Genomic DNA, 25107 nt, shown 5'->3' with positions numbered 1-25107 from the left:
GTTAAAGCTTTAGTGCTTTTATCGTAAATAAGCATGCATTACTTCAGCATACATTAATACGTAATGGGATCATTTATCACATGTCAAAGGCACGAAAAGCTGGCTCACTCAATATCAATCGACGACAAATCATTGGCGGCGCAAGCAGTATTGTCGGCACGGCATTGTTACACAACTTCGGCACGGCAAATGCTCAAGAAGATGAGACCGTTATCTTTACCCACGGTGTGGCCAGTGGCGATCCGCTGTATGATCGTGTTATTATATGGACACGCGTCGTTCCTGCGAACCAATCAGCAAAGAACATAAAATTGACGTGGGAAGTTTCACTTTCCGAACATTTTGACACTATTATTAGTCACGGCACGACATCCACAGGCCCCAAAACGGACTTCACCGTAAAAGTAGATGCACCGGGCCTGGAAGCTGGGCAAACATATTACTACCGCTTCATGTGCGAAGGTAACACTAGTCCTGTTGGACGCACAAAAACCATACCCACCGGCAAAGTTGATACCTTTGATGTGGCAGTGGTTTCCTGCTCAAATTATCCACAAGGATATTTTCACGTATACCGCGAAATCGCCAATAGAGATGTTAGTGCTGTATTGCATCTTGGTGACTACATCTATGAATACCCTGATGGTGAATACAGCAATGAAACAATGGTTAAAGAACATGGCCGTGCAGTTGCACCAAAAGGTGAAGTCCTTGCCCTTGAGGATTATAGAATTCGTTACGGTTTGTATCGCAGCGACCCTGATCTGCAAGCCGTGCATGCGGCTCATCCATTCATTTGCGTGTGGGACGATCATGAAGTAGCGAATGACACATGGCAAGCGGGTGCACAGAACCATAATGAAGGTGAAGGGTCGTTTGATGACCGAAAAGCAGCAGCTCTGCGCGCTTATCACGAATGGTTACCAATCAGGGAAAGCAAAACTGGTCAAACAGATATATACAGAGCATTTCAGATAGGCGACCTCGCAACATTAATCATGTTGGATACTCGCATTACAGGTCGCTCAAAAGGGTTGGACTATAGCGAAGACCTGCCACCTCGCACCATGGTGTTCAATATGTCACCAGGTCAGGAACCTGTCGCCATTACAGGCACTGACGAACTAGAAAGGCTCAAAAGCAACCCTGAGACAGCGAAATACCTTAAGCCTATCCCTGTTCCCTTTGAAATAAAGGACGGCAAATCAAGCCCTGTAACTGATTGGGAAACGATTAAAACAATAGACCCCAAACAATTACCTCAAGGCATGACCTATATGCCGGATATTGAAAAATTTCGCACCGCCATATTAAATGACGACACACGTACAATGCTGGGTGACGTCCAAGAAGCTTGGCTGGAAAAAACGCTTAAAGAATCTGCAGCTCAAAACACGCCGTGGCAGATTCTTGGCCAACAAGTTCTAGCTGGTAAAGTCGGGTTTCCAATCATTGCAGATGAGGACATTGATTTTGACTCTGCAACATACATAACTCCTGAGCAAGTAGCCCGTTTTCGTGCATTAGGGCAGCTCGGTTTGCCTCTGAATCTGGATGCATGGGATGGTTACCCAATAGCTCGTGAAAAATTATTTGCTACACTCAAGAGTAACGCCAACAATGCTGTTACTCTCGCTGGTGATACACACAATGCGTGGGCGTTTAACATGAAAGATAATGCTGGTGACGCCGTTGCCGTTGAATTTGCAACCGCCGGTGTCTCATCACCTGGTCTCGAAAACTATTTGCCGGTAGACCCAAGCGTCACGGCAAAAGCGCTTCACGAAGCAAGTCCAGAACTAAAGTATATTAACGCTGAAAATCGCGGCTGGCTTGAACTAAGCATCACAAAAAGTGAAATAGAGGCGACATGGCAATTCGTATCTACAGTTCACGACGAGAATTACCACTTGTTAGAACCTGTGACACTAACCACAAAAGCAAACACTCACATCATAACATGATGTGAGTGTTGTATTGTTCGCTGCTAAAAGAAAAACTAACCGCTTACTTTGAACGAGCACGACTATACTTCATCAGTAACCAGCGTTCTTCTGCTTTCTCAAGCGTGAACTTCAAACCACTACCCATCATGGCAGCCATACCCATGTTACGGCGCATAACAGGGTTTCCTGCACTTGCTTTGATAACAAGCTCCGCGTTCTCATCAACCAAGTCAGATGAAACAAACTGCCAGTTACGCGGTTGAATTTGAGAGAAAGCCATAATTGCACGGGATGAAGACTTGAGAGCATCTTGTGTAGGCGCCCAAAGCGGGGAAAGGTTTTGCTGTACTTGCGGTGTAATCTTCATACTTTCACGCGCTTTACTCGGCGCATAATAATGCTCAATTTTCTCCATATAGTCAGAGAACACAGCTTCAGGGCTAACATCATTTTTCACAACAAATAGTTGCTGCCAAGCAAGCCCTTCTGATGGTACAGCCCGCATATCAACGTAACCAACAATTTTCCAATCGTTTTGTGCTCTGTAAAATTTTAGCCCAAAAGGAATAGGATCAGGCCTGCCAGATTGAATAGATTGGAAAAACACTTTTGCATAAGCTGTGTTTCCTTCCACTTCCATTTCGGCAATTTGCCATGATTCAGGACCATGAATCCACAACTTCGAAATCAACCCTAGAGACGGATCAACCGGTACATCTTTGGTGGCAATCGCAGGCGTTGAATCAAAATTAGATTTTGTGTGACGCAGCAACGGTATCATTGCACGATCTTGAGAGCTGCCACGGCGGGCTTTGGAGAATTTAGCAAACCGCTCAAAGAACCCGTTCATAAACACTTCAACTTCAGCCGCAGGGCCAGTTAGCTGTACAGCGACCGGTACGACATCAGATTGAGCAACAGCATCATCCGCTACAACTGCTGTAGTTGCATAAAGCCCAGAGGCTACTATACACGTAAGAAAGCGACGATAACGCCGCTTCGATATTTTCCATTCCATACGACCACCGCTTCCACCCAGAAACACCATGGACCCCCACAGGCAGTAATGCCTGTTTAAGCACTATAGACACAAACTTATTAAAAAAAAAGACCAAGAAACAATTACTTGATATCAGCACGTACCTTATCAGCAATCAATTCGATTTTCTGCCTCACCTGCTCAATATCTATTGTCATCACCTTGCCATTCAACATAACAAGCTGACCGTCTATAATTGAAGTTTTCACATCAGCAGCTGTTGCAACATAAACCAAATGCGACACAACATTATATGTAGGCTCAAAGCGTGGGCTCTCAAAAGAGACTTGTATTATGTCTGCACGCGAACCGGGCTTAAGCGAACCAATATTATCACCAAAACCAGCTGCACGTGCGCCCATGCGGGTTGCCATATCAAGTGCTTGATAAGATGAAACCAGCGTCGCGTCGCGGTTAACACCTTTGTGCAACAAAGCTGCAAACCTCATTTCCTGCCATAGGTTCAAGTCATTATTAGAAGCGGCACCATCCGTGCCCAATCCCACTGTAACACCAGCTTCCAACATTTTGGGGACAGGAGAAATACCTGCCGCCGCCTTCATATTTGATGTCGGGTTGTGAATAGCGCCTGCTTTCGAGCCAGCTAGTTTAACAATATCACTGTCTGAAGGCCAAACGACATGTGCCGCAATGGTTGACTGCGTCAACATACCAAGCTCGGACAACAGTTCTATCGAACTTTTGCCGTATCGTTCATTGACAAACTCGACTTCTGCAAGATCTTCGGCAACGTGAATAGAAACAGGGACAGCTAAATCGCGCGCAGCCTTAAACGCACTATCCAAATGCTCTTTAGAAACTGTATAGGGCGCATGTGGTGCAAGGGCTGGAATGATGCGTGGATGCTTCCCTTTCCAGCGTTTCACAAATGCAACGCCCGCATCAAAGCTATCACTCCAGCCTTCAAACCCAGGACTGGGATAATCAATCATAGGCGCAGCAACAACAGCACGCATGCCGCATCGTACAACAACATCAGAAATTGTGTCCGGATAGAAATACATATCGACAAAACTGGTCACACCGGATTTAATCATTTCCCAACAAGCAAGCTCAGAGCCTGCCTCAACAAGCGACGCGTCGACATATCGGCCTTCCATTGGGAATATATAGTCTTGCAGCCATGTCATTAACGGCAAGTCATCCGCCATACCACGAAATAAAACCATGGCAGAATGTGTGTGCCCATTTACAAGACCAGGCAGTACCACCTTGCCCTTACCGTTAATTGATCGCTCTGCGTTATAAGCAGCATCAATCATGCCAGCCTTGCCAACGGCTATAATTTCACCGTCATGAACCGCTACGGCACCGTCTTGAATTGGCGCATCATCCGCCTGCATGGTAACGACGTGATCACCGTATACAATCATGTCGATCGCTTGTTTTTCTTGCGCCTGCAAATCCATTGTTAAAACAGCAACAAACGAAGCAAACCCAGCAAATCCTTTTAAAAACGCCATTTAACACCCTTAATAACTATCGTTTCGTGACCACAAAATATGTAACAGCAGGTAGCATCTTCTGTATTTAGTAAGCAATTGCTTTTGATTTCTAATGAAGGTCATTATAAAGAAACTTAAAGTGGGGAGAATGAGTATATGCTAGCCGATACATCTGTCGCAGAACCGGTAATGCTGGATGTAGACCCGCTAGTGCAATTATTTCTCTCTATATCACTTGCATTCATTATGTTCGCTGTTGCCACAGGTTTAAAGCCCGGTGATTTCAAATTTGTTCGCGAAAACCCCCTGTCCGTTATGGTTGGCTTCTTTGCTCAAATTATTGCCCTACCTCTTGCAACCTTAGCTCTTGTGAAGACCCTCTCGATCTCACCGGCACTGGCATTAGGAATGATTATCGTGAGCTGTTGCCCCGGTGGTTCCATGTCAAACCTCATTACTAAAATAGCTGGCGGCGATACGGCATATTCTGTGTCCTTGACGATGCTATCATCGATATTTTCGGCTGCGTTTTTGCCGTTCTCAATACTGTTTTGGGTTGGCATGCATGCACCATCTGACACACTAATCGAGCAAGTTAACATTGACCGAGCGGGCTTTATTGTCAGAACATGCCTTATTTTGGTAATTCCGCTTATTATTGGACTTTCACTGGCAAGCAAAAAACCAAATCTGGCAACCAAACTTCATCGGCGCTCTATGCCTGCCTCTCTGGCCATCCTTATAATTCTGATAATTAGTGGACTTATAACAAATTACGGTGTGCTGATTGCATACGGTGCCGTTATGGTTCCGCTCGTTATTTTGCACAACAGCGCTGCATTTCTTGTCGGCGCTTTATTTGGCTACACATTTATAAAAGATCGTAAGAAATCACGTGCCTTAGTATTTGAAGTAGGTATCCAAAACGCCGGTCTTGGCTTGATAATTGTCCTTGCTGAACTCGGCGGGTACGGCGAAGCGGTCATATTGGTTGGTATGTGGGGTATCTGGCATCTCATCGGCGGCTTTATTCTTGCCAATACCTTTAGGTTCATTGATTGGCGCAAAAAACAACTATCAGTTTGAAATACTCTCGTAGGGGAACAGAAATGACATTTGATCTGCTAATTAAAAATGGTTCAATCCATGACGGTGATGGATCAGACGCGTTTGAAGCTGATATTGGCATTACTGATGGTTTAATTACTGAAATTGGCCCTCTATCAAACGCTGCGGCAAAAGAAACTATTGATGCAGCAGGCAAAATCGTTACCCCCGGCTTCATCGATGTGCACACACATTATGATGGTCAGGTATCCTGGGATACAAAATTTGAACCCAGTGTATACCACGGCGTAACAACTGTCGTGATGGGCAGTTGTGGTGTCGGATTTGCACCGGTTCACGAAACAGACCATGAAAAGTTGATACGGTTAATGGAAGGCGTTGAAGACATCCCTGGCTCAGCTCTGTCCGAAGGGTTAACTTGGCAGTGGAAAAGCTTCACAGATTATATGGATGCCATTGATGTGCCGCATACTATCGATTTTGCAGCTCAGGTTGTACATGATCCACTACGTGTTTTTGTCATGGGTGAACGTGCCGTTTTTAATGAAGAAGCAACCACAGAAGACATTGAGAAAATGCGCACACTAACACGTGAAGCTCTGGAAGCCGGCGCTGTTGGCTTTTCAACTGGCAGGTCAGACGTTCACCGGTCTGCTGATGGTGAATGGACCCCATCTTCCGAAGCAACGATCGAAGAGCTTACTGGAATTGCTAAAGCATTTGACGGTTTAGACCACGGCGTCCTGCAAGCAGTGAATGATTTTGATCTGGAGCGCGGTGACGATGAAGCATTTGACCGTGAATGGGCATTACTTGAGAAATTTGCCGAAAGTGCTGGCGGAAGACCTTTGTCATTGTCACTTATGCAACGTGATTTTGCGCCAAAGCAATGGCGCCGCATTATGGAAAATACTGAACAAGCCAAAGCAAAGGGTATCAATATAAGCCTTCAGGTTGCCCCGCGTGGCATTGGTGTTATTCTGGGGTTACAATGCACATTCCATCCGTTCATCGGCTTCCCAAGTTATAAAAAGATAAGTCACCTGCCATTTGATGAGCGCGTTTCCACTATGCGTGACCCCGCTTTTAAGCAGCAACTTCTGTCAGAATCATCGGAAAAACTAGCTGGTGACGGTACACCTATTCCACCAATAGCTGATCAGCTGTTATCTCAAATAGCCTTTGTTTCATGCAAGATGTTCCGGCTGGGCGCAAATCCAGACTATGAACAACCAATTGAAAATTCAGTATATAAAGCTGCAGAAAAAGCGGGGGTCACTCCACTCGAGATGATCTACAACATTTTACTGGAAAAAGATGGCCGCGAGTTTCTTTACTTCCCTATCTATAACTACACAGACCTGAATTATAATGCTGTGTATGAGATGATGCAGCACCCGCAGTCAATTATGGGTCTATCTGACGGCGGCGCGCATGTGGGCACCATATGCGATGCAAGTTTTCCGAGCTATCTCATGCATTACTGGGCACGGGATCGCAAAAGCGATGAAACCATCCCACTGGAAGAAGCTGTCTATAAACTGACAGGCCAACTTGCTGACTATATGGGCTTTCAGGATCGTGGCCGTATCAAAGTAGGCCTCAAAGCTAACATCAATGTAATCGACCACAGCAAACTCAGGCTACACCCGCCTCGTATGGTGCAGGACCTGCCTGCAGGAGGACAACGCCTGCTTCAAAACGCAGAAGGATACGTAGCAACTATCGTTAATGGGATACCCGTGGTGAGAAATGATCAGTTAACAGGTGAGTTGCCAGGCAGGTTGGTAAGACTAGGAGATCGAGCATAGAACTTACTCGGCTTGCTGCACGCTATCTGCTGGCACGTATCCGAGAAGATCACGTTTTGTGAGAAGCCCAATTTTAGCTGAATCGATACTACCTGGATGACCAAGAACCAGATAGCCGTCCAGAGGTTTGGTGAGCTTTTTCATACGAGTCCGGGCAGAACCCAGCAATCCGTATGGTCGCCCGAACGGTGTTTTGGCTTCTTCACCGTTTATGTGCAAACGCCCCTTTCGAGACACTTCAACCATGTCACCCGGCATACCCCACAATTGCTTTATGATAGGCTGTGTGTTGCCGTTAACACGAAAGACAATATAGTCATATCTTTCAGGAACGCCGCAACCGAAGCCAAGCACTTCAATATCCTGCCCTTCCCATAGTTGCCCTTGAAGAGAGTCGCCGCTAACTGTTGTATTAACGCGCACACAATCGTCAGTCATGGTATTAAGCGAGATCAATACTAAGATCATCCATGCAAACATACGCGTTACCCTATACCGTCCTTGAGAAATAGATACACTTTAAGACAAACCACTAGTTGACAAAATTATAGAAGCCATAAAAACTTCTACTGCTTGCATCATATTATAATCATCATCGGAATTTTGTCATGCTCCGCGCGCTTATTGTTTCTTTGGCTATGTTCATCGTGACACCCAGCTTAACCGCACAACCACGCGAAGGTGTTAATCCACTGGATGACAGAGGTGGCCTGATGATTCCAGAAAATACTGAAGATCTGCGTGTTGTATCACTGGAACTATGGCTAAAATTTCAGCGAACCAATCAACGTCTATACAATTACATTCGTGAAGCCGCAGAATTCAGAGCTTATCTTCATGTATGTAAGCGCCACGACCTAAACGTAAACTTACGTCCTATCAACAAGTTGTCAGCCAGAAATTTACAGCAAATCATTTTGGCTCACTATGAAGAACCTGAATATGCCGTAATTGAAGCCCTGGACAGGCCCGCACAAGCCACTTTAATGGACGACATTGCAGGCGACATTTATGCGTTTGAGTACGGTCATCGCATTGCCGAACTGCGTGCAACAATAACAGCATCTGAACAGACAAATCAGTCTTTTTGCGCTACAATCGCCGATGAGCATTTTAAAAAATATGTTGCCTTATTAGCGACTGCCAAAAACATATTTGGCGCGAATAGCAATTAAAATTTCGATATTTAAGGTTGCTTTCCCGCCGTAAAGATGTATCAAAAATAACGTAATTAGTGTACATCTACAATAAGATGTATTCAACCATTCTTATGGTTGTGGGTGGTAACAAAATTTGGCTTTTTGCCATGATAGTTTTAGATGCAAGGTAGGGAAATACCGTATACGCATCTGAAGGATAAAAGAAATATGGCTTATACATATGAGTATCCTCATCCTGCAGTAACGACTGACATTGTCATCTTTACTGTTGAGGACGGCGCACTGAAAGTTTTGCTAATAAAACGCGGCATGGAGCCCTTCAAAGGGAAATGGGCACTTCCTGGTGGCTTCATCAAGATGGACGAAAGTCTCGAAGAATGCGCTCTTCGTGAATTGTCTGAAGAAGCTGGCATCGAAGGTATTTACCTTGAACAGCTATACAGCTTTGGTAGCGTAGATAGAGACCCGCGTGAACGGGTAATCAGCGTTGCCTACTATGCGCTTATTCCTGCAGGCAGTGTAGAACTTAAAGCAGGCACCGATGCAGATGATGCAGCATGGTTCAAAGTAGATGAACTTCCTAAACTATCTTTTGATCACAGCGAAATCATAAAGGTTGCACGTGAGCGTTTGGCGGCAAAGATGGATTACTCAACAGTTGGTCTAAAGTTAATGCCGCAAGAGTTCACATTATCTTACCTGCAAGATGTTTATGAGAAAGCGACAGACAAACCTCGTGATAAGCGCAATTTCCGCAAATGGATATTCTCTTTGAACGTCATTGAAGCGACAGGTAAAAAATATGCTTCAGGGCCACATAGGCCTGCAATGCTGTACCGTGTAATAGCGCCTGAAAAAGTTGAAAACATTCGGTAGCTTGATCAGTACAGTTATAAGACTGAATGAAAATAGGCATCTTAAAGATGCCTATTTTTTTTGTATGAATGCATTGCGTTTCGACATAATAATCAACTTAAATCTGATAATCTCTGTTCGCGATATTTTTAAGAGGGTAATATGCCTGCATGTGTTGAAGTACTCGAGGTAGGGCCACGCGATGGTCTTCAAAATGAGAAGGTCGTTTTTTCTACGGCTGACAAGTTGCACATGATCAATGGTGCAATTGATGCAGGCGTTAAACGGATCGAGGTCGCAAGTTTTGTTCACCCTGCGCGTGTACCACAAATGGCCGATGCTGAAGATGTGATATCAGGCCTGCGCGATCGTTCCGATGTTACCTACATAGGGCTTGTGCTTAATAAACGCGGGCTTCTCAGAGCCATAGCAACACGCGAAGCAGGCAATCGCGGCATTGATGAAGCTGGTTGCGTTGCAATCGCCAGCGACACATTCGCAGAAAAGAACCAAGGTCAAACCATGCGGTCATCTGTTGAAATTACCAAAGAAATGATCAAGCTTGCAAAATCTGAAGGAATGTCCGCACAAGCGACTATTTCCGTATCCTTTGGATGCCCATTTGAAGGACGTATCGACCAATCAACAGTTGTCGCCATGGCAGAAGATATTGCTGAAGCGGAGCCACGTGAAATTGCGATTGCAGATACAATTGGTGTGGGCTCACCGATACGTGTGACCGAACTTATACATAAGATCAAAGAACGCATTCCTAACATACCACTTCGCGCTCATTTCCATAACACACGCAATACGGGGCTCGCTAACGCATGGGCAGCATACCAAGCAGGTGTACAAACACTGGACGCATCAGTTGGTGGCCTTGGTGGATGCCCTTTTGCTCCAAAGGCCACAGGTAACATAGGCACTGAAGACCTGCTTTACCTACTGGCTGAATCAGATATCCAAACAGATATATCACTTAATGACATGATCAAGCTTGCAAAATGGACCGAAACAGTGCTGGGCCGAATACCACCTGCAATGGTTAGCCAGGCAGGCGGGTTTCCAATTGAAACCAGTTCCTAGTCAACATGCATCAGTATTGACAATATATAAATCGATCAAAAGCCAAGTCGACTAAACGCCAGCTTTCAGGTCAACATTCATTAGCGGCAACTTCCGCACTCTAATGTTCGTTGCTGCAAAAATAGCGTTAGTGATAGCAGGAGCAATAGGCGGCAAACCAGGCTCGCCCATACCGCCTAGGGGTGCACCAGACTCGATAATTTGCACATCAATTTCAGGTACTTCATCCATACGAACCATCTCGTAGTCAGGGAAATTGCCTTGAACAACGGCACCATTTTCAACGGTTATCTCTCCGTATAATGCCGCCGTCATACCGTAAATTATAGCGCTTTCAATCTGTGATTCGATATTGTCAGGATTAATAGCTTCACCGCAATCAACAGCACTAAATACTCTGTGCACACGCAATTGTCCGCTCTCATCAACAGATACTTCAGCGATATGGGCACAAATAGAGCCAAAGCTCTCATGAACAGCAGCTCCCATTGCACGCCCGCCGCGCTTGCCACTATACCATCCAGCTTTAACAGCTGCAGCTCGCAGCACAGCTGCATGGCGCGGAGCATCACCAAGTAATGACAAACGGTATTCCAGCGGATCAATACCTGCCTTGTACGCCAACTCATCAATGAAACTTTCGGTAAAGAAAGCATGCTGTGAATGATCAACACTACGCCACGGGCCCAGTTTCAAATGGCTTTGACTGACAACATAACCGATGGACTGGCCAGGAATACTGTATGGCACTAACGGTGCCTCAACTGGCTCACGCTTATCAGAATAGCGATTATACCACATAGATGGCTTGTTACCCTCGTCCAATACGCCTCGGAACCTACTGATAACGGCTGGTCGGTACTCATCAAACCGCATGTCTTCTTCGCGGGACCACACAGTCTTAACCGGTGCACCAACCATTTTCGATATTTCAACAGCGGGAGCAACATAGTCATTTTCTGCATGAATACGCCGCCCAAAACCGCCACCAAGCATAAAGCCATGAACAGTGACATTCTCTTCATCGACCTCAGCCGCATTTGCAGCGGTCGCGCGTGCCATCAACGGTGCCTGCGACCCTGTCCATACATCACACATACCGTCACGCACCCATGCTGTACAATTTAGCGGCTCCATACAGGCATGAGCCTGATAAGGCACCTCATATTGTGCATCATGTATATTAGACCCTGAAACACCTTCAAAGTTGACATCACCTTTTTCGATATCAAATTCAGGCTCCATTGTATCCAAATCACGTTCAAACTTTGCTGAAATAGCCGATGAGTTGAGTGTACTGGCTTCGCCGCCGTCAAACTCGAAATTAACAGCCTCAAGCGCCTTTTTTGCCCGCCAGTATTTGTCTGCAACGACAGCAACGCCGTAACCAAGATTACAAATCTTTTTAACACCCGGCATTGCAGCAGCCGCAACCTCATCAATTGATGTGACCGTACCACCGTGAACCGGCACACGGGCAATAGCAGCATACAGCATACCATCCACTTCGGCATCAATACCGTATTTGGCACTACCATCCACCTTGGACGGGATATCAAAACGTTTCCGTTTTGTGCCTACAATTGTATGCTCCGCCTTTGCTTTCAAAACGGGCGTAGGGTTGGGGTCAAATGTAGACGCAGCCTCTGCCAGTTCGCCGTATGTCAACGACCGGCCACTTGGAAGGTGTGTCACCACACCTTTGCTGGCAGAAAGCGAATTGAGCGAAACCTCCCATTCTTGGGCAGCAGCTCTCAAAAGCATCTCACGCGCAGCAGCACCAGCAACACGCATACCGTAATGCCCTGTAAATCGCACTGAGGTCGAGCCACCAGTAATCTGCAAATTCATAGCCTGCGCTATTTGATAGAAAGCTTTGTTAATAAGCGGTGCCAGAATATCTGGCACTGATTTACCACCAACAATAAAACCTTCACCGAGAGGCTCATTTGCATACTCGGACAAAGCTGGTGCTTGTTCCATGGAAACCAAATCCCAATCCGCATCCAGTTCATCGGCAGCCATCATCGGTAAAGCGGTATGAACACCCTGCCCCATTTCAGAATGAGGCACCATTACGGTTACTTTGTTATCAGGTGTTATTCTGATCCAGCCCGAAAGAACCGCGCCTGATCCTTTATTTGCTTTTGCCAAATCATTTAACTGGTTAGGCAGCGCAACATAACCAAGCACCAAACCACCACCTACAACGGCGCCTGAACCCATCAGGAATTTACGGCGCGTCAATTTCTTTGACATTACGCGTCTCCCTTACTGGCTGCAATTGCATGAATAGCTTTGCGTACTCTTGGATAACTACCACAACGGCATATGTTGGTGATGGATGCATCTATGTCATCATCTGTTGGATTAGGTATTTCATCCAGAAGCGCGCTAACCGCCATAATCATACCTGACTGGCAATAGCCGCACTGTGGTACTTGATGATCAATCCAAGCCTGCTGAACGCCGCTAAGCACATCCGCGTCAGCCAAACCTTCAATCGTCGTGATAGCCTCACCATCGATCGCATCAATCGGTAAAACGCATGTACGTGTTGCCGTACCGTCAAGATGCACGGTGCAAGCGCCGCATGCCGCAACACCGCATCCAAACTTTACACCTTTAAAACCCAATTCATCGCGCAAAACCCACAACAATGGCGTATCCGGCTCAACATCCACATCGTGGATTTGATCATTAACGTTGAGTGTAAACTTCATATCGCGCACCTTTTCCTGACAGATCGCTTCATATTGGCCTTATGTATGGATATATGTCGAATGTGGCCAATGTCACATAAACAGCGGAGTTACTGTGCGCTGTCTATGAACTCTGTTATTGGACTTATTGAGCCCAACCAGTCCAACCGGGACCACGCAACACGCGTCCTGGTGTTGATCCAGTATGCTCACCATTTTTCAATACGTGTACACCGTTAATGAAAACCTCGCTCACGCCAGTTGAATACTGGTGTGGATCATCAAAAGTTGCATGATCCTGAATAGTGGTGGGGTCAAAGATCACAATGTCTGCAAAATACCCAGCTTTCAAACTACCGCGCTCACGCAATTGCATATTGGCTGCAGGCAATGACGTCATTTTACGCACGGCCTCTTCTACGGACAACACTTGGTCTTCGCGCACATATTTTGCAAAAACACGAGCAAAGTTACCATACGCACGCGGATGTGTTCCGCTGAGTGTAAATGGCTCAGCAACAGTATATGAACCTGCATCAGAGCCAAAACTTACCCAAGGTAGTTGCACTTTCTTTCGCAAATTTTCTTCGGACATAATGAAATAAGCTGTTCCAACACGACTTCCATCTTCAATGACCAGCTCAATCGCCGTTTCTTCAGGGCTTTTTCCGCGCATCTGGGCCACTTCGGCAAGAGACTTTCCTGTCAATGGTTTCAAGGTGGCACTTTTAAACCCTGTTAGTAGCACTTTGTCAGCGCTACCCGCCGCCAGATAGAGGTTTTCCCAATCTTGTGGTGATGACATCTCTTCTATTAAACGCGGACGCAGCGACATATCCTGCAAGCGTTTGGACCATTCGCTAAAGCCACCTTCCTGTACCCATGGCGGCATCATTGCATCCAGACCTGTTGCACCAGCAACATAGCTATACATATCAGCAGTAATTTTCAGACCTTCAGCACGGGCTGCTTCTACTTTTTCTATGACCCGATCCATTTTATGCCAATTGCTTTTACCTGCTGCTTTTAAGTGATAAATCTCGGCCGGTGCATCTGTCGCCCGCGCAATAGAAATCAGCTCATCAACCGCTTCTTCAAACCTGTCACCTTCGCTCCGCATATGTGAAATATAACCACCACCATAACGGGACGCAGTTTGCATCAACGCAATCAGTTCTTCTGTATTTGCATAAGCTGCTGGCGCATATATGAGCGACGATCCTATACCTAGAGCACCCTCTTCCATCGCCTCGGCGACAATTTCCTGCATTCTTGATAGCTCTGCAGGCGTTGCGTGACGGTCTTCATAACCGAGAACATTGATGCGAACTGTAGTAGCCCCCAAATATGACGCTACGTTAGGCGAGATACCTTTTTGCTCCAGATGCATCAGATAATCGCCAAAACTTGTCCAGGCAACATCAAATTTAAGGTCACCTTGTCGTTCAATCATCTCGCGGCGCATTTCAGCATTGATAGGGCCCATGGTACTACCCTCACCAAATACCTCGGTTGTAACGCCTTGACGAATATCACCTTGACTTCGGCCATCAACCAACAACGATTCCGTTGCCCAGCTCAGAACATTGATAAAACCGGGAGCCACCGCCATACCACTTGCATCAATCACCAGATTGCTGCGTTTTGGATCAATATCACCGATTGCTACTATACGATCTTTACTGACAGCGACATTCGCTGTGTATGGGCTACCTCCGCTGCCGTCATAAACAGTACCATTAGCTATGATCAGGTCATACTGGATAGTAGGTGCAGAACGATCATATATAAACCAGGTGACAGCGCCAATCACCATCAACCCAATCAGTAATTTTGCAATACCATTCATGTTATCCAGCCCTCCGTTTGCTTCCAGTGTCACCATCAAGCTTGCCGTATACGCGGCACTCACGTCAACAACCCTTCAGTTATTCATAGCTGGCTGACAAAATTATAAATTTAAACTATAGTGTGCTTCGGGATTAATAAGGGGAGAGTTTCATGATCAGGCTACTGCATGCAGTTTCGACTGCTCTAGCTTTTGTTTGCATGATTGGATTTGCAGCAAACGCACAAACGATAACACCAGAAATTTATATGAATTGGGAACGCGTAACCGGCGCACAGCTGTCGCCAGACGGCAATCAGGTTGCCTATGTTCGCTCACGCGTTGACGAGATGAACGACCGCTGGGCATCAGAGATATGGCTGATGAACGCTGACGGCAGCAAAAACAGATTCCTCGTAAAAGGAACCGGTATGCGCTGGTCACCAAACGGCGATCGTGTTGCTTACATTGCAACTGCTGATGATGACACGCGGCAAGTATTTGTCCGCTGGATGGATGATGAAGGTGCCATTAGTCAGTTAACGCACGGTCAAAACCCACCTCAAATCATTCGCTGGTCTCCAGACGGAGAATCAATTGCGTTCCGCTCACGTGTTCCAACATCAACTGATTGGGATATCAAGATTGCAGCAGCGCCAAAAGGTGCAAAGTGGACCAAACCAGCAACGGTCATTGATACACTACACTACCGGCAAGACCGCGTCGGAGCGATCACAGGATATGACCATCTTTTCATCGTTCCTTCAGAGGGTGGAACAGCCAGGCAACTCACTGAAGGGCGCTGGCAAACAAGTTCGCTTTTCTCTGGTATGGTAAGCGGCACACCGTTTACTTTCACACCGGACAGTAGCTCAATTGTTTTTGACGGCAATGGTCCTGCTGGTAATACAAACGAAGCGAAATATAGCTCTCATATCCATAAGTTGGATATTAGCTCTGGTAATATAACCCAACTGACCACTCAGGAAGGTTACTGGACATCACCTGCAGTTAGCCCGGATGGCTCAACCGTTGTTTACGCTGGCAAGGTAGATGTAATAACGACTTACGGCACAGACGAAGTTCGCGCAGTTGGTGTTGATGGCGCAAATGAGCGCATGATCAGCAATGACCTGCCTGCAGGTGCTGGCGGGTTTATGTTCAGCCGCCGCAATGACCGTGTTTACTTTTCTGTTGCAACAGAGGGTGAAAACCAGATCATGCGACTACGCCTTAATGGCAATATGGAAGCCATTACAAAAGGCGACCACCGTATGACACTGGATAGCATGAACGCCGCTGGTAAATTTGTTGGTCGTTACCGTGATGCAATGACTGACTTCAATCTTGCAATCGGCGACGTGTCTAACGGTGAACTGAAACAGCTAACCGCACTAAACGCTGATGTCATGGCAGGCCTCACACCTGGCGCTGTAGAAGAAATCTGGTACGACAGCAGTGATAATACAAAAGTACAAGGATGGGTTATCACACCGCCGGACTTTGATCCGTCAAAAAAATATCCAATGCTGCTTTACATCCATGGTGGTCCTCACGGCATGTACGGTGTGAATTTCAACTTCATGTGGCAAGCATTGGCCGCCAAAGGCTATGTGGTTGTTTACACCAATCCGCGCGGATCAGTTGGGTACGGCTCTGAATTTGCTAATGCCATTGACAACCGCTATCCGGGCCGCCGTGATTTTGATGATCTGATGGCCGGGGTCGATACAGTTGTTAATCGTGGCTACATCGACGAAAAACAAATGTATGTAGCAGGCTGTTCCGGTGGCGGTGTACTGACAACCTGGGTTGTTGGTAATACTGACCGGTTTGCGGGTGCTGCTGCATTGTGCCCTGTTATCAACTGGATCAGCTTTGCAGGCACAGCTGATATCATTGCATGGGGTAACAAACGGTTCCGTACACCGTGGTGGGAAGACCCTTCACTTTGGATCAAACACAGCCCATTAACGCGCGCGCCGCATATCAAAACGCCAACACTCTTTATGACCGGCGACAAAGATTTGCGCACACCGCTGTCGCAAGCCGAGGAAATGTATACTGCCCTGAAAATGCTGGGCACCCCAACCAAACTGGTTGTTATCCACGGCGAGTATCACGGCACAACAAGCATTCCATCAAATATGCTGCGCACCATTGCTATCCTTGATAAATGGTTCGGTGAATGGAAGAAAGACTAGCTTGCTAGTATATGGTGGTGATGGCCAAGGTCATCACCACACAAACAGCTATTCATCGGCCGTGCGCCATCTCTGATGAAACGTGTATCCAATAGCTGCAGTAGAGCCTGTAATAAACGCACCCCAAATCATATCAGCAACCACAACTATAAGCGGCCAATCCGTGAGCGTTGCATAGTTCGTCAGGTCATATGTAGCATAGGCAATTAAACCAAATGTTGCCCCATTTAGAGCTGCAGCTTTCCAGCCTTTTGACGCATCCACAGTATTGATACCAAACTTTACAATACCGGCAATGTACAAAAGATAGAAAGCAACTGCCGCACCCCAATTAACATTTTCAGCCATAAGATGCCCGATATGAGTGGCATAAAAATCAGGAGCAACAACACCGAGCCACACTGCGTCAATGGCTGAAAATGCCAGTAACGTCACAATATATGTCTTGAAAAACGCCATACTTTATCTCCTTATATTTCAGCTCTTTAAACGCAAAAAACGGGTCATCAGATCATATCGGGCAAGTTCGAGTATATATTTCACGCAGGCCATTACCATTCTCAGCTCCAAAGACGACAAAACAACTATCGTATTTGACGGTGTATTCGCTATGATTTAACAGAAGTTGCTGCACAATAGATGTTTTCGCCTCTGGTGACATTGGACCAGATTTTTATGACACTGAAAAAACGTACAAAACTACGCTTATACATAAGAGCATTTTCTTGGTTAGCGCCTTTGTTATCCAGTTCTGTCATATCCGCTCAAACAAATAACGCTGAGCCAATAATAACATCCGTAGACTATTGTGCCGATCAATTTGTATTGGCGCTGGCACAGCCCGACCAGATCGATGCATTATCAAAAGATGCACATAGCCCTTTTTCATTTTATGCTGACCGTGCCCAAGCTATTGCAAAGACGCGTGGGACTGCAGAAGAAATTCTAATACGAAAACCGGATATTACTGTACGTCAATGGTTTGGTAGCTTTCAAACTGACACGTTATACGAGCGCGCTGGTATCAGTAGTGTGTCTATTGGCTTTGCTTCCACACCACAAGGCAACTACGACAACCTGATCTCTTTTTCCAAAAAGATTAACCGCGAAGCCGAAGCACGTGATTTTGTTACTAAACGAAAGAACATGCTTGAGCACCTTTCAGAGGAACCACCATATAAAGGCAAAGCTCTTTACATCACGGCAGGTGGGTTTTCAGCTGGTAAAGGAACGTTTGTAAACGACACAATTAATATGGCAGGCTTCACAACAATGGCTGATACATATGGGCAAACAGGGTGGTCTCCCTTGCCTCTGGAAGCCATAATAAAAACGCCGCCTGATGTCATTATCACTAGCTTTTTTGATTTAACCACTGTGCGCTCAAACTGGTCTTTAACGAACCATCCTATTGTTAGCAAACTGCTGGTTGGCATACCTGTGATTGACGTACCAAGTCGCTATCTGTCCTGTAATGCCCTGTTTGCTGCAGACGCAGCCATTTACATTAGGGAAGAAGCAGGGAAACTAGGATTGGCAGAGATGGCAACAGAGAAGAAGCCATAGGAAAAACACTGCCACCCACACCTTGTGGAGATAGTATTCAGGCCAGATAAGGCATGAGGTTTCAAATTATTATGTCACGATTAGTTGTTCAGCCTGTCTTTTTTTGTTCAGCCATCTATGTCTGATTAAGAACAAGAAAGGAACGCCATGTCTGTTGACATTACTCTTTATGGTTACACAACCAGTCCCTATGTCCGAAAAGTTTCGTGTTATCTTTATTACAAGGAACTCCCTTTCAAATTTGTGGGTGTAAGTCCGGTAGAGCCGGAAAAAACAATCGCTTTTTCTGGTGGCACACAAGTCCCTGTATTAAAAATTGGCGAAGAGTGGCGACGAGATTCCTCAAAGGTAGGTGTATGGTTAGACGAGCTTTTCCCAGCCAAACCGCTGCTTAGTCAAAATGATAAAGATCGTCAGAAAATAACTGCGATTGACGACTGGGTGAGTGATCAATTCATCCCCGGAATGATCTTTAGGTCTGCAATTGAAGCAGAAATGAACGATGCATTTAAAAAACGTGCATGGCGTTTAGCCGACATAGTTTCCAGCGGCGCCAAAATGCCTGACCACATCAAGGAAGCATGGCCCGAAATACTGAAAAATGCAGGCTTTATTAAAGATTTGGTCGCACACCTTGATATGAATGAGCCGTTCCAGGTTATGCAAATGCGCTTAATCGGGGAACTAGCCCAACACCTTGGTAATGGACCGTTTTTAGGTGGATATGATGCACCCTCAATGGCTGATTTAGCAGTCTATGGACAAATGATGTTTATGTACCAAGTTGGATTAACCGATGTGCTACCCTTGGGTGAGCACCCCACCTTGCGCCCTTGGCTTGAAAATGTGAGCACTCACCTACCCCGCAACCCTTGGTGTGTAGATGAAGCCTTTATAACCAACCCCTGGCCATTTGATTAAAGGTTCGATAACAATTTTAAATTAGTCGGAGCGGCTGGCAATACACCAACCGCTCCTGCTGCAAAGGCATAGGGGTTGCACCATGCGCAGCATATTAATGTTCGCCTGTTTCCTCTACGGACGTTCTCGTTATATTGCGTTCATGATTGCCTTCAACATCGATGGCAAAAATCTCTGAGGGACCATGACGATAGCTGGCAAACGTTATCGTCTTGCCATCTGGTGAAAACACCGCGCCATGATCAGATGATGCGGACACAGTTAGGCGCCTCAAAACTGTTCCATCAGTGCGTGCAAGAAGAACTTCACGCTCAGCAATCATTTTCCCGTCTTCTCCTAAAGTCCTCGCCGACATACCAAGAGTGAAAACAATCCAATCACCGTTGGCAGACAAACTAGTAAGAGGCGGGTCACCCTGTACATCTAAAAAGGGCCGCTCATGTTGACCTGTTAAATCATTTAGATAAATCGTTACACCGCTATCACTCCGGCGGGCATAAGAAACAACAGTGCCGTCAGCACTAACGGCTGGATGCAGGTTGTTATGGCGCGGATCATCAGGATAAGATGTGATCTCTTGTGTATTGAGATCAAGCAGCTTCAGCTCCCGCGGCATATCCATGCCAAACTTCTCTGATTCTGCATAAAGTACAATATTCTTTTCTGTCGCAACACTTGGCGCCGCAGCCCAGCGCCCGGTAGCTACATTAGTTAAATTATCAAAATCACCAGTCTTAATATCCAGAAGAAATAAATTGGAACCACCAAAAAGCCTGCCGGAATCGCGGTCAGACACAACAATCAATTTATCTGGGTCACTGAGCGATGCTGTCCACCAATTACTATAATCGCTCTCGGTTATACGGGTTTGATTTTCGCCGTCTGGTGTCATCCTATATAACTCGGCATTGCCGTGTCGGTATGTGTAAAAATAAATGAACTGGCCATCTCGGCTCCAGGTAGGTGCCGTGTCATATGGGTTTCCTTGTACTAAAGCCGCCGCTCCCGTTATTGCAATCAGCAGCATCGCGCTTAAAAGAGGTGTGGTTACTGTTTTAAACTTACCTATCATTCGAACGCTCCTCATTAATGCTTCTTTGCTCAACCATATCTTCGATTTCCAATGCCTGTTGCTGGCGCGCATTAGCCGGCAAAGCCATGATGCGCGTTTCCCCTTTTGCATTCAGGCCGCTGAAATAAACGGTCGTTCCATCAGCAGAAACTTCTGGAAAATACGCGGGGCTATTATTGTCTGATGTCATACGGACGGCTGCGCCGCCAAAAGCAGACACACGGTAAATATGCGATGGCCCATTATGTTCGTTCGCCATAAAGAAGATGGCTTTTCCATCTGGTGACCAGGACGTTTTATACTCTTCCATATTGTTGTGGGTAAGGCGGTCAGCTTCACCCCCGTTAATGTTGATGCGGTATAATTCGCCACCGCGTTCCTGCCCCAAAGGTTTGTGTGAAAAAACAAGATGCTGCCCGTCAGGGGACCAACTCGGGATAGTGTTTTGACCAGGCAGACCTGTTTCAATGGTATGCGTTGCTTCAGTGGAAGGATCATAAATCATCAGTTGAGAGACACCATTGTCACCATAAGGGGTACGCATCGTTAGAAAACGACCGTCAGGCGACCAATAAGCAGGGCCTTCGCCGCGACCATACGAAACACTTCGGCGTCCATTACCATCAGGTTTAATGACTTGCGTTGACAACTCAGCCATAGAGGGGCCACCAGCAAACTGGATTAAATCTCCATCCGGCAACCACACAGGCTCTATTTCCCATTGATCAGCTGTGTTGGTTAGTTGTCGTTCAACACCAGTCCGTACGTCATATATGTAAAGATCGGGGAAATCACTTGGTCTTCCGCGATATGAGTAATACACAACTTGATTACCATCTGGCGAAAAGCTAGGTGCAAAGTCACTTCGGAGATAATCATCATCGGCTGCAACACTGAAAGAAGCAGGTATAATCAACACAGTAAGTAATAAGGCAAATCTGCGAAGACAGCTTGCCCATTGAAATAGCAAATAACTAAGCATTAAACGTGCTCCAAAAACTCCAATACTGGATCAATGAGCACACTCTAATTCGTCATTTTAGTTATGAATTTACAAAGTGATGAAGTGGGTAAAACTGGTATAAACTGTCGAAAAACAAACCTGACAGGTATCTAACGATCCAACCATTTTCGGAAAGACGCCATTTTTTCACGGCTGACCCGAACAGGTGATGGTTCTGCCTCAATCTTGAGTTGATATTTACCGTCTTCAATACGAATATCTTCAATCGCATCAAAGGCAACTATCCTTTGACGATTAACCCGAAAAAAGACATCCGGATCCAACTTGCTTTCATGTGCAGTGAGTGTACCGTCAATATAATAGTCTTTTCCTGATCGAGTCATAACAATTACGTTGCGGTCTAGTGATTGTAAAAACGCGATATCCGCGACATTAACACCCAGAAGTCTATCTCCAGCACGTATCAGAAATCTTTTCTTAAACCCTGCATCATAATCAATATCGCTTAATTGCTTTGTCTCGCTTATGAACTGGGCTGCTAAACTGTCATACCTTGCAAACGCGCGCGCTATGTCTTCTGCACGTATTGGTTTTAGAAGATACTCAATGCCATTCGCTTTAAATGCCTGGATGGCGTAATCATCATATGCTGTGCAGAAAATCACCGGACAGTTAGGTTCAACAGCTTCAAAAATATCAAAGCACAAGCCATCCGCCAGCTGAACATCCAGAAAAATAAGGTCCACATCTTCCTTAAGTAAAAAATTCGCCGCACCATGAGCGGTTGCTTCAGTGCGCACAATTTTAGCGCCAGAGCGTTCATCCTTGATCAAACCGCCAAGTCTTGCAGCAGCGGCAGGTTCGTCTTCTACAACGAGAATTCTCACGATGAGTATCCAAGCAACGGTGTTTTTACAGTGAAGAATTTATCATTTTTTATTATCTCCAACCCTTTGTCTGACATCAGCCTGAAACGCCGATCCAGGTTATCAAGGCCGCTGCCAAGCGATGCTCGCGTGCGGCGTGGCTGCAAATTGTTTTCAACAACAAGGTGACCGTCATCATCAATGTTTATACGCACCGTTAAAGGTTGTTGCGGCGCAACGATGTTATGTTTCAACGCATTTTCCATCAATGTGTATATAGCGAGTGTTGGTATCCTTGCACGGCGTGCTCTTTCATCAATCGCCATATCCAGCACAAGACCGCCTGGCACACGCGCTTTTTGCACTCTCACCAGCGCTTCAACCGCCTTCAATTCATCCGCCAATACCACCGTTTCTTCTTCACGGTTTTGTAACACATAGCGGTAAACATCCGAAAGGTCGTCAACAAACTCAACCGCACTTTCCGCATCATCTTTGATAAATTGAGATAGCGTTGCAAAACTATTAAACAAAAAATGCGGGTTGATATGAGTACGCAGCGCCTCCAGTTCGGCTGCCAAAGCATGCCGGGCGCTTTCTTCATGTTGCAAACGTTCTTTTTGCCACGCACCATGATAATGAAAACTATCAAGCACACCGATAATGATCAGCGGCAGACCCGTTGCAATAACGGCCATGTCTATCATAAAACCCGTATCTGGCTCCATACCATACAAACCACGAAACCACAGTTGCAACGTACCAAAAACACCTAGAATTCCAACAAGCACAGAAAAACAATATTGAATGATAGCCAGTACTCTTGGAGAAAATGGGTTACTCAGGCTTCCGACTATCTTGTGAAGTACAGCGGTCGATAGTTCATGCGATATGATCAATGTGGTCGCAATGGCAAGGCCCAACATACCATCCGCACCAAAAAAATCGAAAACTATGGTCCAATCATAATCAGTTCGAAGGACAAGCTTGGTTTTGTAAAAAACATTTATCCCAAAGAAAACAAGCAACCACACTGGTATCAAAACGCTAAAGCGTGCTTTGGTAAAATAGCGTGGGGCAACGTTCACGTCTGCCGATATTATCTCATCAGTTAAAGCATCACTTTCTTTCGACATACCAATCACCTTTTAGACTTCGCTACACGCAAACTTTAAACCATCATCAACATGCTAAACATTAAAAACAACGAACAGTAGGCATATGAAGATAAATAGCTGATTTCAGACCATAACCGGTTAAATTACCTTGCAATACATATCAAAATGACATGTTAAGTAACTATTCGAACAATAAACGGGGGACAAACGTGACCGATGCAGAGACAAAATGCTTGTTTGTTTGCCCGCACTACCGCCCCCTTATCGGTGGTGCATTAGCCGTTTACGACGCATTAGCTACGTGTGAACCACAGCAAATTCAGGTTTTAACTGCGTACATCGATTATACGTCTGGCGAGGAAGTTGAGGCGTGGCGTCAGTTTGATGCAGGCGCGCCTTACACTGTTCGCAGATTGCCAAGATTGAGGCCAAATCTGACATCAGGGCATGTTTCAATCCCCGCCCGCATCAGAAACAAGCTTATAGCAACGAGCATACAGCGAAAAGTCTGGCAAAGAATTCAGGACATAGCTGCGCAGGAAGGCATCACTCATATATGCATCGGCGCACTTGATGCACTTGGTTGGTTGGCAAGCCGCATCAAAAAACATCCGGCCTTAAAATCTGTACTTTATGTACACGGGGAAGAAGTAACCCAAAAAACCCACTCTGCAACAGCCGACCGTGCACGCAAACAGGCATTTATGGCTGCAGATGCAACTGTTGTGGTGAGTAGCTTTACAGCCAATGCCGTAATCAATCTTTACGGTATTGACAGAGGCAAAATCAGTTGCATCACTAACGGTGTTGACTTGGAAATGTTCAAGTATCAAGCTCAACAAGCACACGAAAAACCTGCAACCATACCTGCTGGGCGCTTTGTCTTTTCTTGCGGACGTCTTGTTGCACGTAAGGGTTTCGATAAACTTGTTGAAGCATGGCCGATTATTAAAAAAGAATGCCCCGATGTCACATTATGCATCGGCGGTGATGGTCCCATGCGTGAAGCATTGGAAGACAGAATTGGTCAGTTGGAGTTACACCACAGTATCAAAATGCTAGGCCGCGTTGCTTCAGGCGACTTACCTGAATTTTACCGACATGCTGATGTGTTCGCATCCCCAAACAGAACAATGCCAGATGGTGACACCGAAGGCTTTGGCCTTGTGTTCTTAGAGGCCGCCGCAGTTGGAACACCATCCATCGGTGGTGACGCAGGCGGCGTGCCAGATGCTATTCAAGACGGTGTCACCGGCCTTCTCGTGGACGGCAACAATCCAGCAGACATCGCAGACGCTTTAATCAGGCTCCTATCTGACGAAGCTCTACTCAAGACCATGAGCAAGAACGCACTCTCCCATGCGCAAACACAAGGCTGGCAGTCAAAATCTGATGAGTTCATGACTGTTCTAAACAATATTGGATAACCAAC

At 46.0% G+C, this 25107-nt stretch carries 21 protein-coding genes; 10 read left to right on the top strand and 11 right to left on the bottom strand.

Annotated elements, in window-relative coordinates:
• Window positions 1–80: 80 nt before the first annotated feature.
• Complete coding sequence (locus OEU88_RS13735; RefSeq protein WP_262695775.1) at window positions 81–1964, top strand: alkaline phosphatase D family protein; 1884 nt, start codon at window positions 81–83, stop codon at window positions 1962–1964.
• Between the two features lie 43 nt (window positions 1965–2007).
• On the opposite strand, the gene OEU88_RS13730 is transcribed toward OEU88_RS13735, so the two are convergent.
• Together OEU88_RS13730 and OEU88_RS13725 are read right to left on the bottom strand one after the other, a co-directional pair.
• Complete coding sequence (locus OEU88_RS13730; RefSeq protein ID WP_262695774.1) at window positions 2008–2994, bottom strand: hypothetical protein; 987 nt, start codon at window positions 2992–2994, stop codon at window positions 2008–2010.
• Window positions 2995–3068: 74 nt separating this feature from the next.
• Window positions 3069–4469: an amidohydrolase gene (locus OEU88_RS13725; RefSeq protein WP_262695773.1), complete on the bottom strand. Its 1401-nt coding sequence runs from the start codon at window positions 4467–4469 to the stop codon at window positions 3069–3071.
• 138 nt (window positions 4470–4607) lie between these two features.
• Between OEU88_RS13725 and OEU88_RS13720 the strand changes: the two genes are divergently transcribed.
• Window positions 4608–5537, top strand: a complete 930-nt coding sequence (locus OEU88_RS13720; protein ID WP_262695772.1) for a bile acid:sodium symporter family protein — start codon at window positions 4608–4610, stop codon at window positions 5535–5537.
• Window positions 5538–5560: 23 nt separating this feature from the next.
• The gene (locus OEU88_RS13715) at window positions 5561–7330 is read left to right on the top strand and encodes an N-acyl-D-amino-acid deacylase family protein (protein WP_262695771.1); all 1770 of its coding nucleotides are present in this window, start codon (window positions 5561–5563) and stop codon (window positions 7328–7330) included.
• 3 nt (window positions 7331–7333) lie between these two features.
• Here OEU88_RS13715 and lepB read toward each other — a convergent pair whose 3' ends face one another.
• Complete coding sequence (gene lepB / locus OEU88_RS13710; RefSeq protein WP_262695770.1) at window positions 7334–7810, bottom strand: signal peptidase I; 477 nt, start codon at window positions 7808–7810, stop codon at window positions 7334–7336.
• A 128-nt stretch (window positions 7811–7938) separates the two neighbouring features.
• Between lepB and OEU88_RS13705 the strand changes: the two genes are divergently transcribed.
• The 3 genes from OEU88_RS13705 to OEU88_RS13695 all read left to right on the top strand — a co-directional run bounded on the left by OEU88_RS13705 (window position 7939) and on the right by OEU88_RS13695 (window position 10434).
• Window positions 7939–8505 carry a hypothetical protein gene (locus OEU88_RS13705; RefSeq protein ID WP_262695769.1) on the top strand — a complete coding sequence of 189 codons (567 nt, stop codon included), beginning with the start codon at window positions 7939–7941 and terminating at the stop codon, window positions 8503–8505.
• Window positions 8506–8697: 192 nt separating this feature from the next.
• On the top strand, window positions 8698–9366 hold the full coding sequence (locus OEU88_RS13700) for an NUDIX hydrolase (protein WP_262695768.1): 669 nt from the start codon (window positions 8698–8700) through the stop codon (window positions 9364–9366).
• Window positions 9367–9507: 141 nt separating this feature from the next.
• Complete coding sequence (locus tag OEU88_RS13695; RefSeq protein WP_262695767.1) at window positions 9508–10434, top strand: hydroxymethylglutaryl-CoA lyase; 927 nt, start codon at window positions 9508–9510, stop codon at window positions 10432–10434.
• 51 nt (window positions 10435–10485) lie between these two features.
• Here OEU88_RS13695 and OEU88_RS13690 read toward each other — a convergent pair whose 3' ends face one another.
• From OEU88_RS13690 to OEU88_RS13680, 3 genes are all read right to left on the bottom strand, one after another.
• On the bottom strand, window positions 10486–12693 hold the full coding sequence (locus tag OEU88_RS13690; protein WP_262695766.1) for a xanthine dehydrogenase family protein molybdopterin-binding subunit: 2208 nt from the start codon (window positions 12691–12693) through the stop codon (window positions 10486–10488).
• Entirely contained in the window at window positions 12693–13157 is a 465-nt protein-coding gene (locus OEU88_RS13685) for a (2Fe-2S)-binding protein (RefSeq protein ID WP_262695765.1), read from the bottom strand. The genes OEU88_RS13690 and OEU88_RS13685 overlap by 1 nt, the downstream gene beginning before the upstream one ends.
• 124 nt (window positions 13158–13281) lie before the next feature.
• The gene (locus OEU88_RS13680; protein ID WP_394805275.1) at window positions 13282–14952 is read right to left on the bottom strand and encodes an N-acyl-D-amino-acid deacylase family protein; all 1671 of its coding nucleotides are present in this window, start codon (window positions 14950–14952) and stop codon (window positions 13282–13284) included.
• 185 nt (window positions 14953–15137) lie between these two features.
• On the opposite strand from OEU88_RS13680, the gene OEU88_RS13675 reads away from it, so the two are divergent.
• Window positions 15138–17168, top strand: a complete 2031-nt coding sequence (locus OEU88_RS13675; protein WP_262695763.1) for a S9 family peptidase — start codon at window positions 15138–15140, stop codon at window positions 17166–17168.
• 48 nt (window positions 17169–17216) lie between these two features.
• Here OEU88_RS13675 and OEU88_RS13670 read toward each other — a convergent pair whose 3' ends face one another.
• Window positions 17217–17627, bottom strand: a complete 411-nt coding sequence (locus OEU88_RS13670) for a DUF2177 family protein (RefSeq protein WP_262695762.1) — start codon at window positions 17625–17627, stop codon at window positions 17217–17219.
• Window positions 17628–17843: 216 nt separating this feature from the next.
• Here OEU88_RS13670 and OEU88_RS13665 point away from each other — a divergent pair, with 216 nt between their 5' ends.
• Together OEU88_RS13665 and OEU88_RS13660 are read left to right on the top strand one after the other, a co-directional pair.
• Window positions 17844–18734 carry an ABC transporter substrate-binding protein gene (locus OEU88_RS13665; protein ID WP_262695761.1) on the top strand — a complete coding sequence of 297 codons (891 nt, stop codon included), beginning with the start codon at window positions 17844–17846 and terminating at the stop codon, window positions 18732–18734.
• 147 nt (window positions 18735–18881) lie between these two features.
• Window positions 18882–19655 carry a glutathione S-transferase family protein gene (locus tag OEU88_RS13660; RefSeq protein ID WP_262695760.1) on the top strand — a complete coding sequence of 258 codons (774 nt, stop codon included), beginning with the start codon at window positions 18882–18884 and terminating at the stop codon, window positions 19653–19655.
• 94 nt (window positions 19656–19749) lie between these two features.
• Here OEU88_RS13660 and OEU88_RS13655 read toward each other — a convergent pair whose 3' ends face one another.
• The 4 genes from OEU88_RS13655 to OEU88_RS13640 form a co-directional block, all read right to left on the bottom strand.
• Window positions 19750–20727, bottom strand: a complete 978-nt coding sequence (locus OEU88_RS13655; RefSeq protein WP_262695759.1) for a TolB family protein — start codon at window positions 20725–20727, stop codon at window positions 19750–19752.
• A complete protein-coding gene (locus tag OEU88_RS13650; RefSeq protein ID WP_262695758.1) occupies window positions 20717–21709 on the bottom strand; it encodes a TolB family protein in 993 nt (330 codons plus the stop codon). The genes OEU88_RS13655 and OEU88_RS13650 overlap by 11 nt, the downstream gene beginning before the upstream one ends.
• Window positions 21710–21840: 131 nt before the next feature.
• Window positions 21841–22578: a LytR/AlgR family response regulator transcription factor gene (locus OEU88_RS13645; protein WP_262695757.1), complete on the bottom strand. Its 738-nt coding sequence runs from the start codon at window positions 22576–22578 to the stop codon at window positions 21841–21843.
• Window positions 22575–23693, bottom strand: a complete 1119-nt coding sequence (locus OEU88_RS13640; RefSeq protein WP_262695756.1) for a sensor histidine kinase — start codon at window positions 23691–23693, stop codon at window positions 22575–22577. Before OEU88_RS13640 ends, OEU88_RS13645 begins: the two co-directional genes overlap by 4 nt.
• Before the next feature lie 191 nt (window positions 23694–23884).
• Here OEU88_RS13640 and OEU88_RS13635 point away from each other — a divergent pair, with 191 nt between their 5' ends.
• The gene (locus tag OEU88_RS13635; protein WP_262695755.1) at window positions 23885–25102 is read left to right on the top strand and encodes a glycosyltransferase family 4 protein; all 1218 of its coding nucleotides are present in this window, start codon (window positions 23885–23887) and stop codon (window positions 25100–25102) included.
• Window positions 25103–25107 lie beyond the last annotated feature (5 nt).

Origin of the sequence: Kordiimonas aquimaris, assembly GCF_025574485.1 — a bacterium.
Classification (GTDB): domain Bacteria; phylum Pseudomonadota; class Alphaproteobacteria; order Sphingomonadales; family Kordiimonadaceae; genus Kordiimonas; species Kordiimonas aquimaris.
The sequence above is the reverse complement of the archived record's forward strand: the minus strand, read 5'-3'. Positions and strand labels throughout refer to the sequence as shown.

Coding starts and splice junctions, on each gene's coding strand:
- OEU88_RS13735 (WP_262695775.1), top strand. CDS start 81: ATGTCAAAGGCACGAAAAGCTGGCTCACTCAATATCAATCGACGACAA.
- OEU88_RS13730 (WP_262695774.1), bottom strand. CDS start 2,994: ATGGTGTTTCTGGGTGGAAGCGGTGGTCGTATGGAATGGAAAATATCG.
- OEU88_RS13725 (WP_262695773.1), bottom strand. CDS start 4,469: ATGGCGTTTTTAAAAGGATTTGCTGGGTTTGCTTCGTTTGTTGCTGTT.
- OEU88_RS13720 (WP_262695772.1), top strand. CDS start 4,608: ATGCTAGCCGATACATCTGTCGCAGAACCGGTAATGCTGGATGTAGAC.
- OEU88_RS13715 (WP_262695771.1), top strand. CDS start 5,561: ATGACATTTGATCTGCTAATTAAAAATGGTTCAATCCATGACGGTGAT.
- lepB (WP_262695770.1), bottom strand. CDS start 7,810: ATGTTTGCATGGATGATCTTAGTATTGATCTCGCTTAATACCATGACT.
- OEU88_RS13705 (WP_262695769.1), top strand. CDS start 7,939: ATGCTCCGCGCGCTTATTGTTTCTTTGGCTATGTTCATCGTGACACCC.
- OEU88_RS13700 (WP_262695768.1), top strand. CDS start 8,698: ATGGCTTATACATATGAGTATCCTCATCCTGCAGTAACGACTGACATT.
- OEU88_RS13695 (WP_262695767.1), top strand. CDS start 9,508: ATGCCTGCATGTGTTGAAGTACTCGAGGTAGGGCCACGCGATGGTCTT.
- OEU88_RS13690 (WP_262695766.1), bottom strand. CDS start 12,693: ATGTCAAAGAAATTGACGCGCCGTAAATTCCTGATGGGTTCAGGCGCC.
- OEU88_RS13685 (WP_262695765.1), bottom strand. CDS start 13,157: ATGAAGTTTACACTCAACGTTAATGATCAAATCCACGATGTGGATGTT.
- OEU88_RS13680 (WP_394805275.1), bottom strand. CDS start 14,952: ATGGTGATTGGCGCTGTCACCTGGTTTATATATGATCGTTCTGCACCT.
- OEU88_RS13675 (WP_262695763.1), top strand. CDS start 15,138: ATGATCAGGCTACTGCATGCAGTTTCGACTGCTCTAGCTTTTGTTTGC.
- OEU88_RS13670 (WP_262695762.1), bottom strand. CDS start 17,627: ATGGCGTTTTTCAAGACATATATTGTGACGTTACTGGCATTTTCAGCC.
- OEU88_RS13665 (WP_262695761.1), top strand. CDS start 17,844: ATGACACTGAAAAAACGTACAAAACTACGCTTATACATAAGAGCATTT.
- OEU88_RS13660 (WP_262695760.1), top strand. CDS start 18,882: ATGTCTGTTGACATTACTCTTTATGGTTACACAACCAGTCCCTATGTC.
- OEU88_RS13655 (WP_262695759.1), bottom strand. CDS start 20,727: ATGATAGGTAAGTTTAAAACAGTAACCACACCTCTTTTAAGCGCGATG.
- OEU88_RS13650 (WP_262695758.1), bottom strand. CDS start 21,709: ATGCTTAGTTATTTGCTATTTCAATGGGCAAGCTGTCTTCGCAGATTT.
- OEU88_RS13640 (WP_262695756.1), bottom strand. CDS start 23,693: ATGTCGAAAGAAAGTGATGCTTTAACTGATGAGATAATATCGGCAGAC.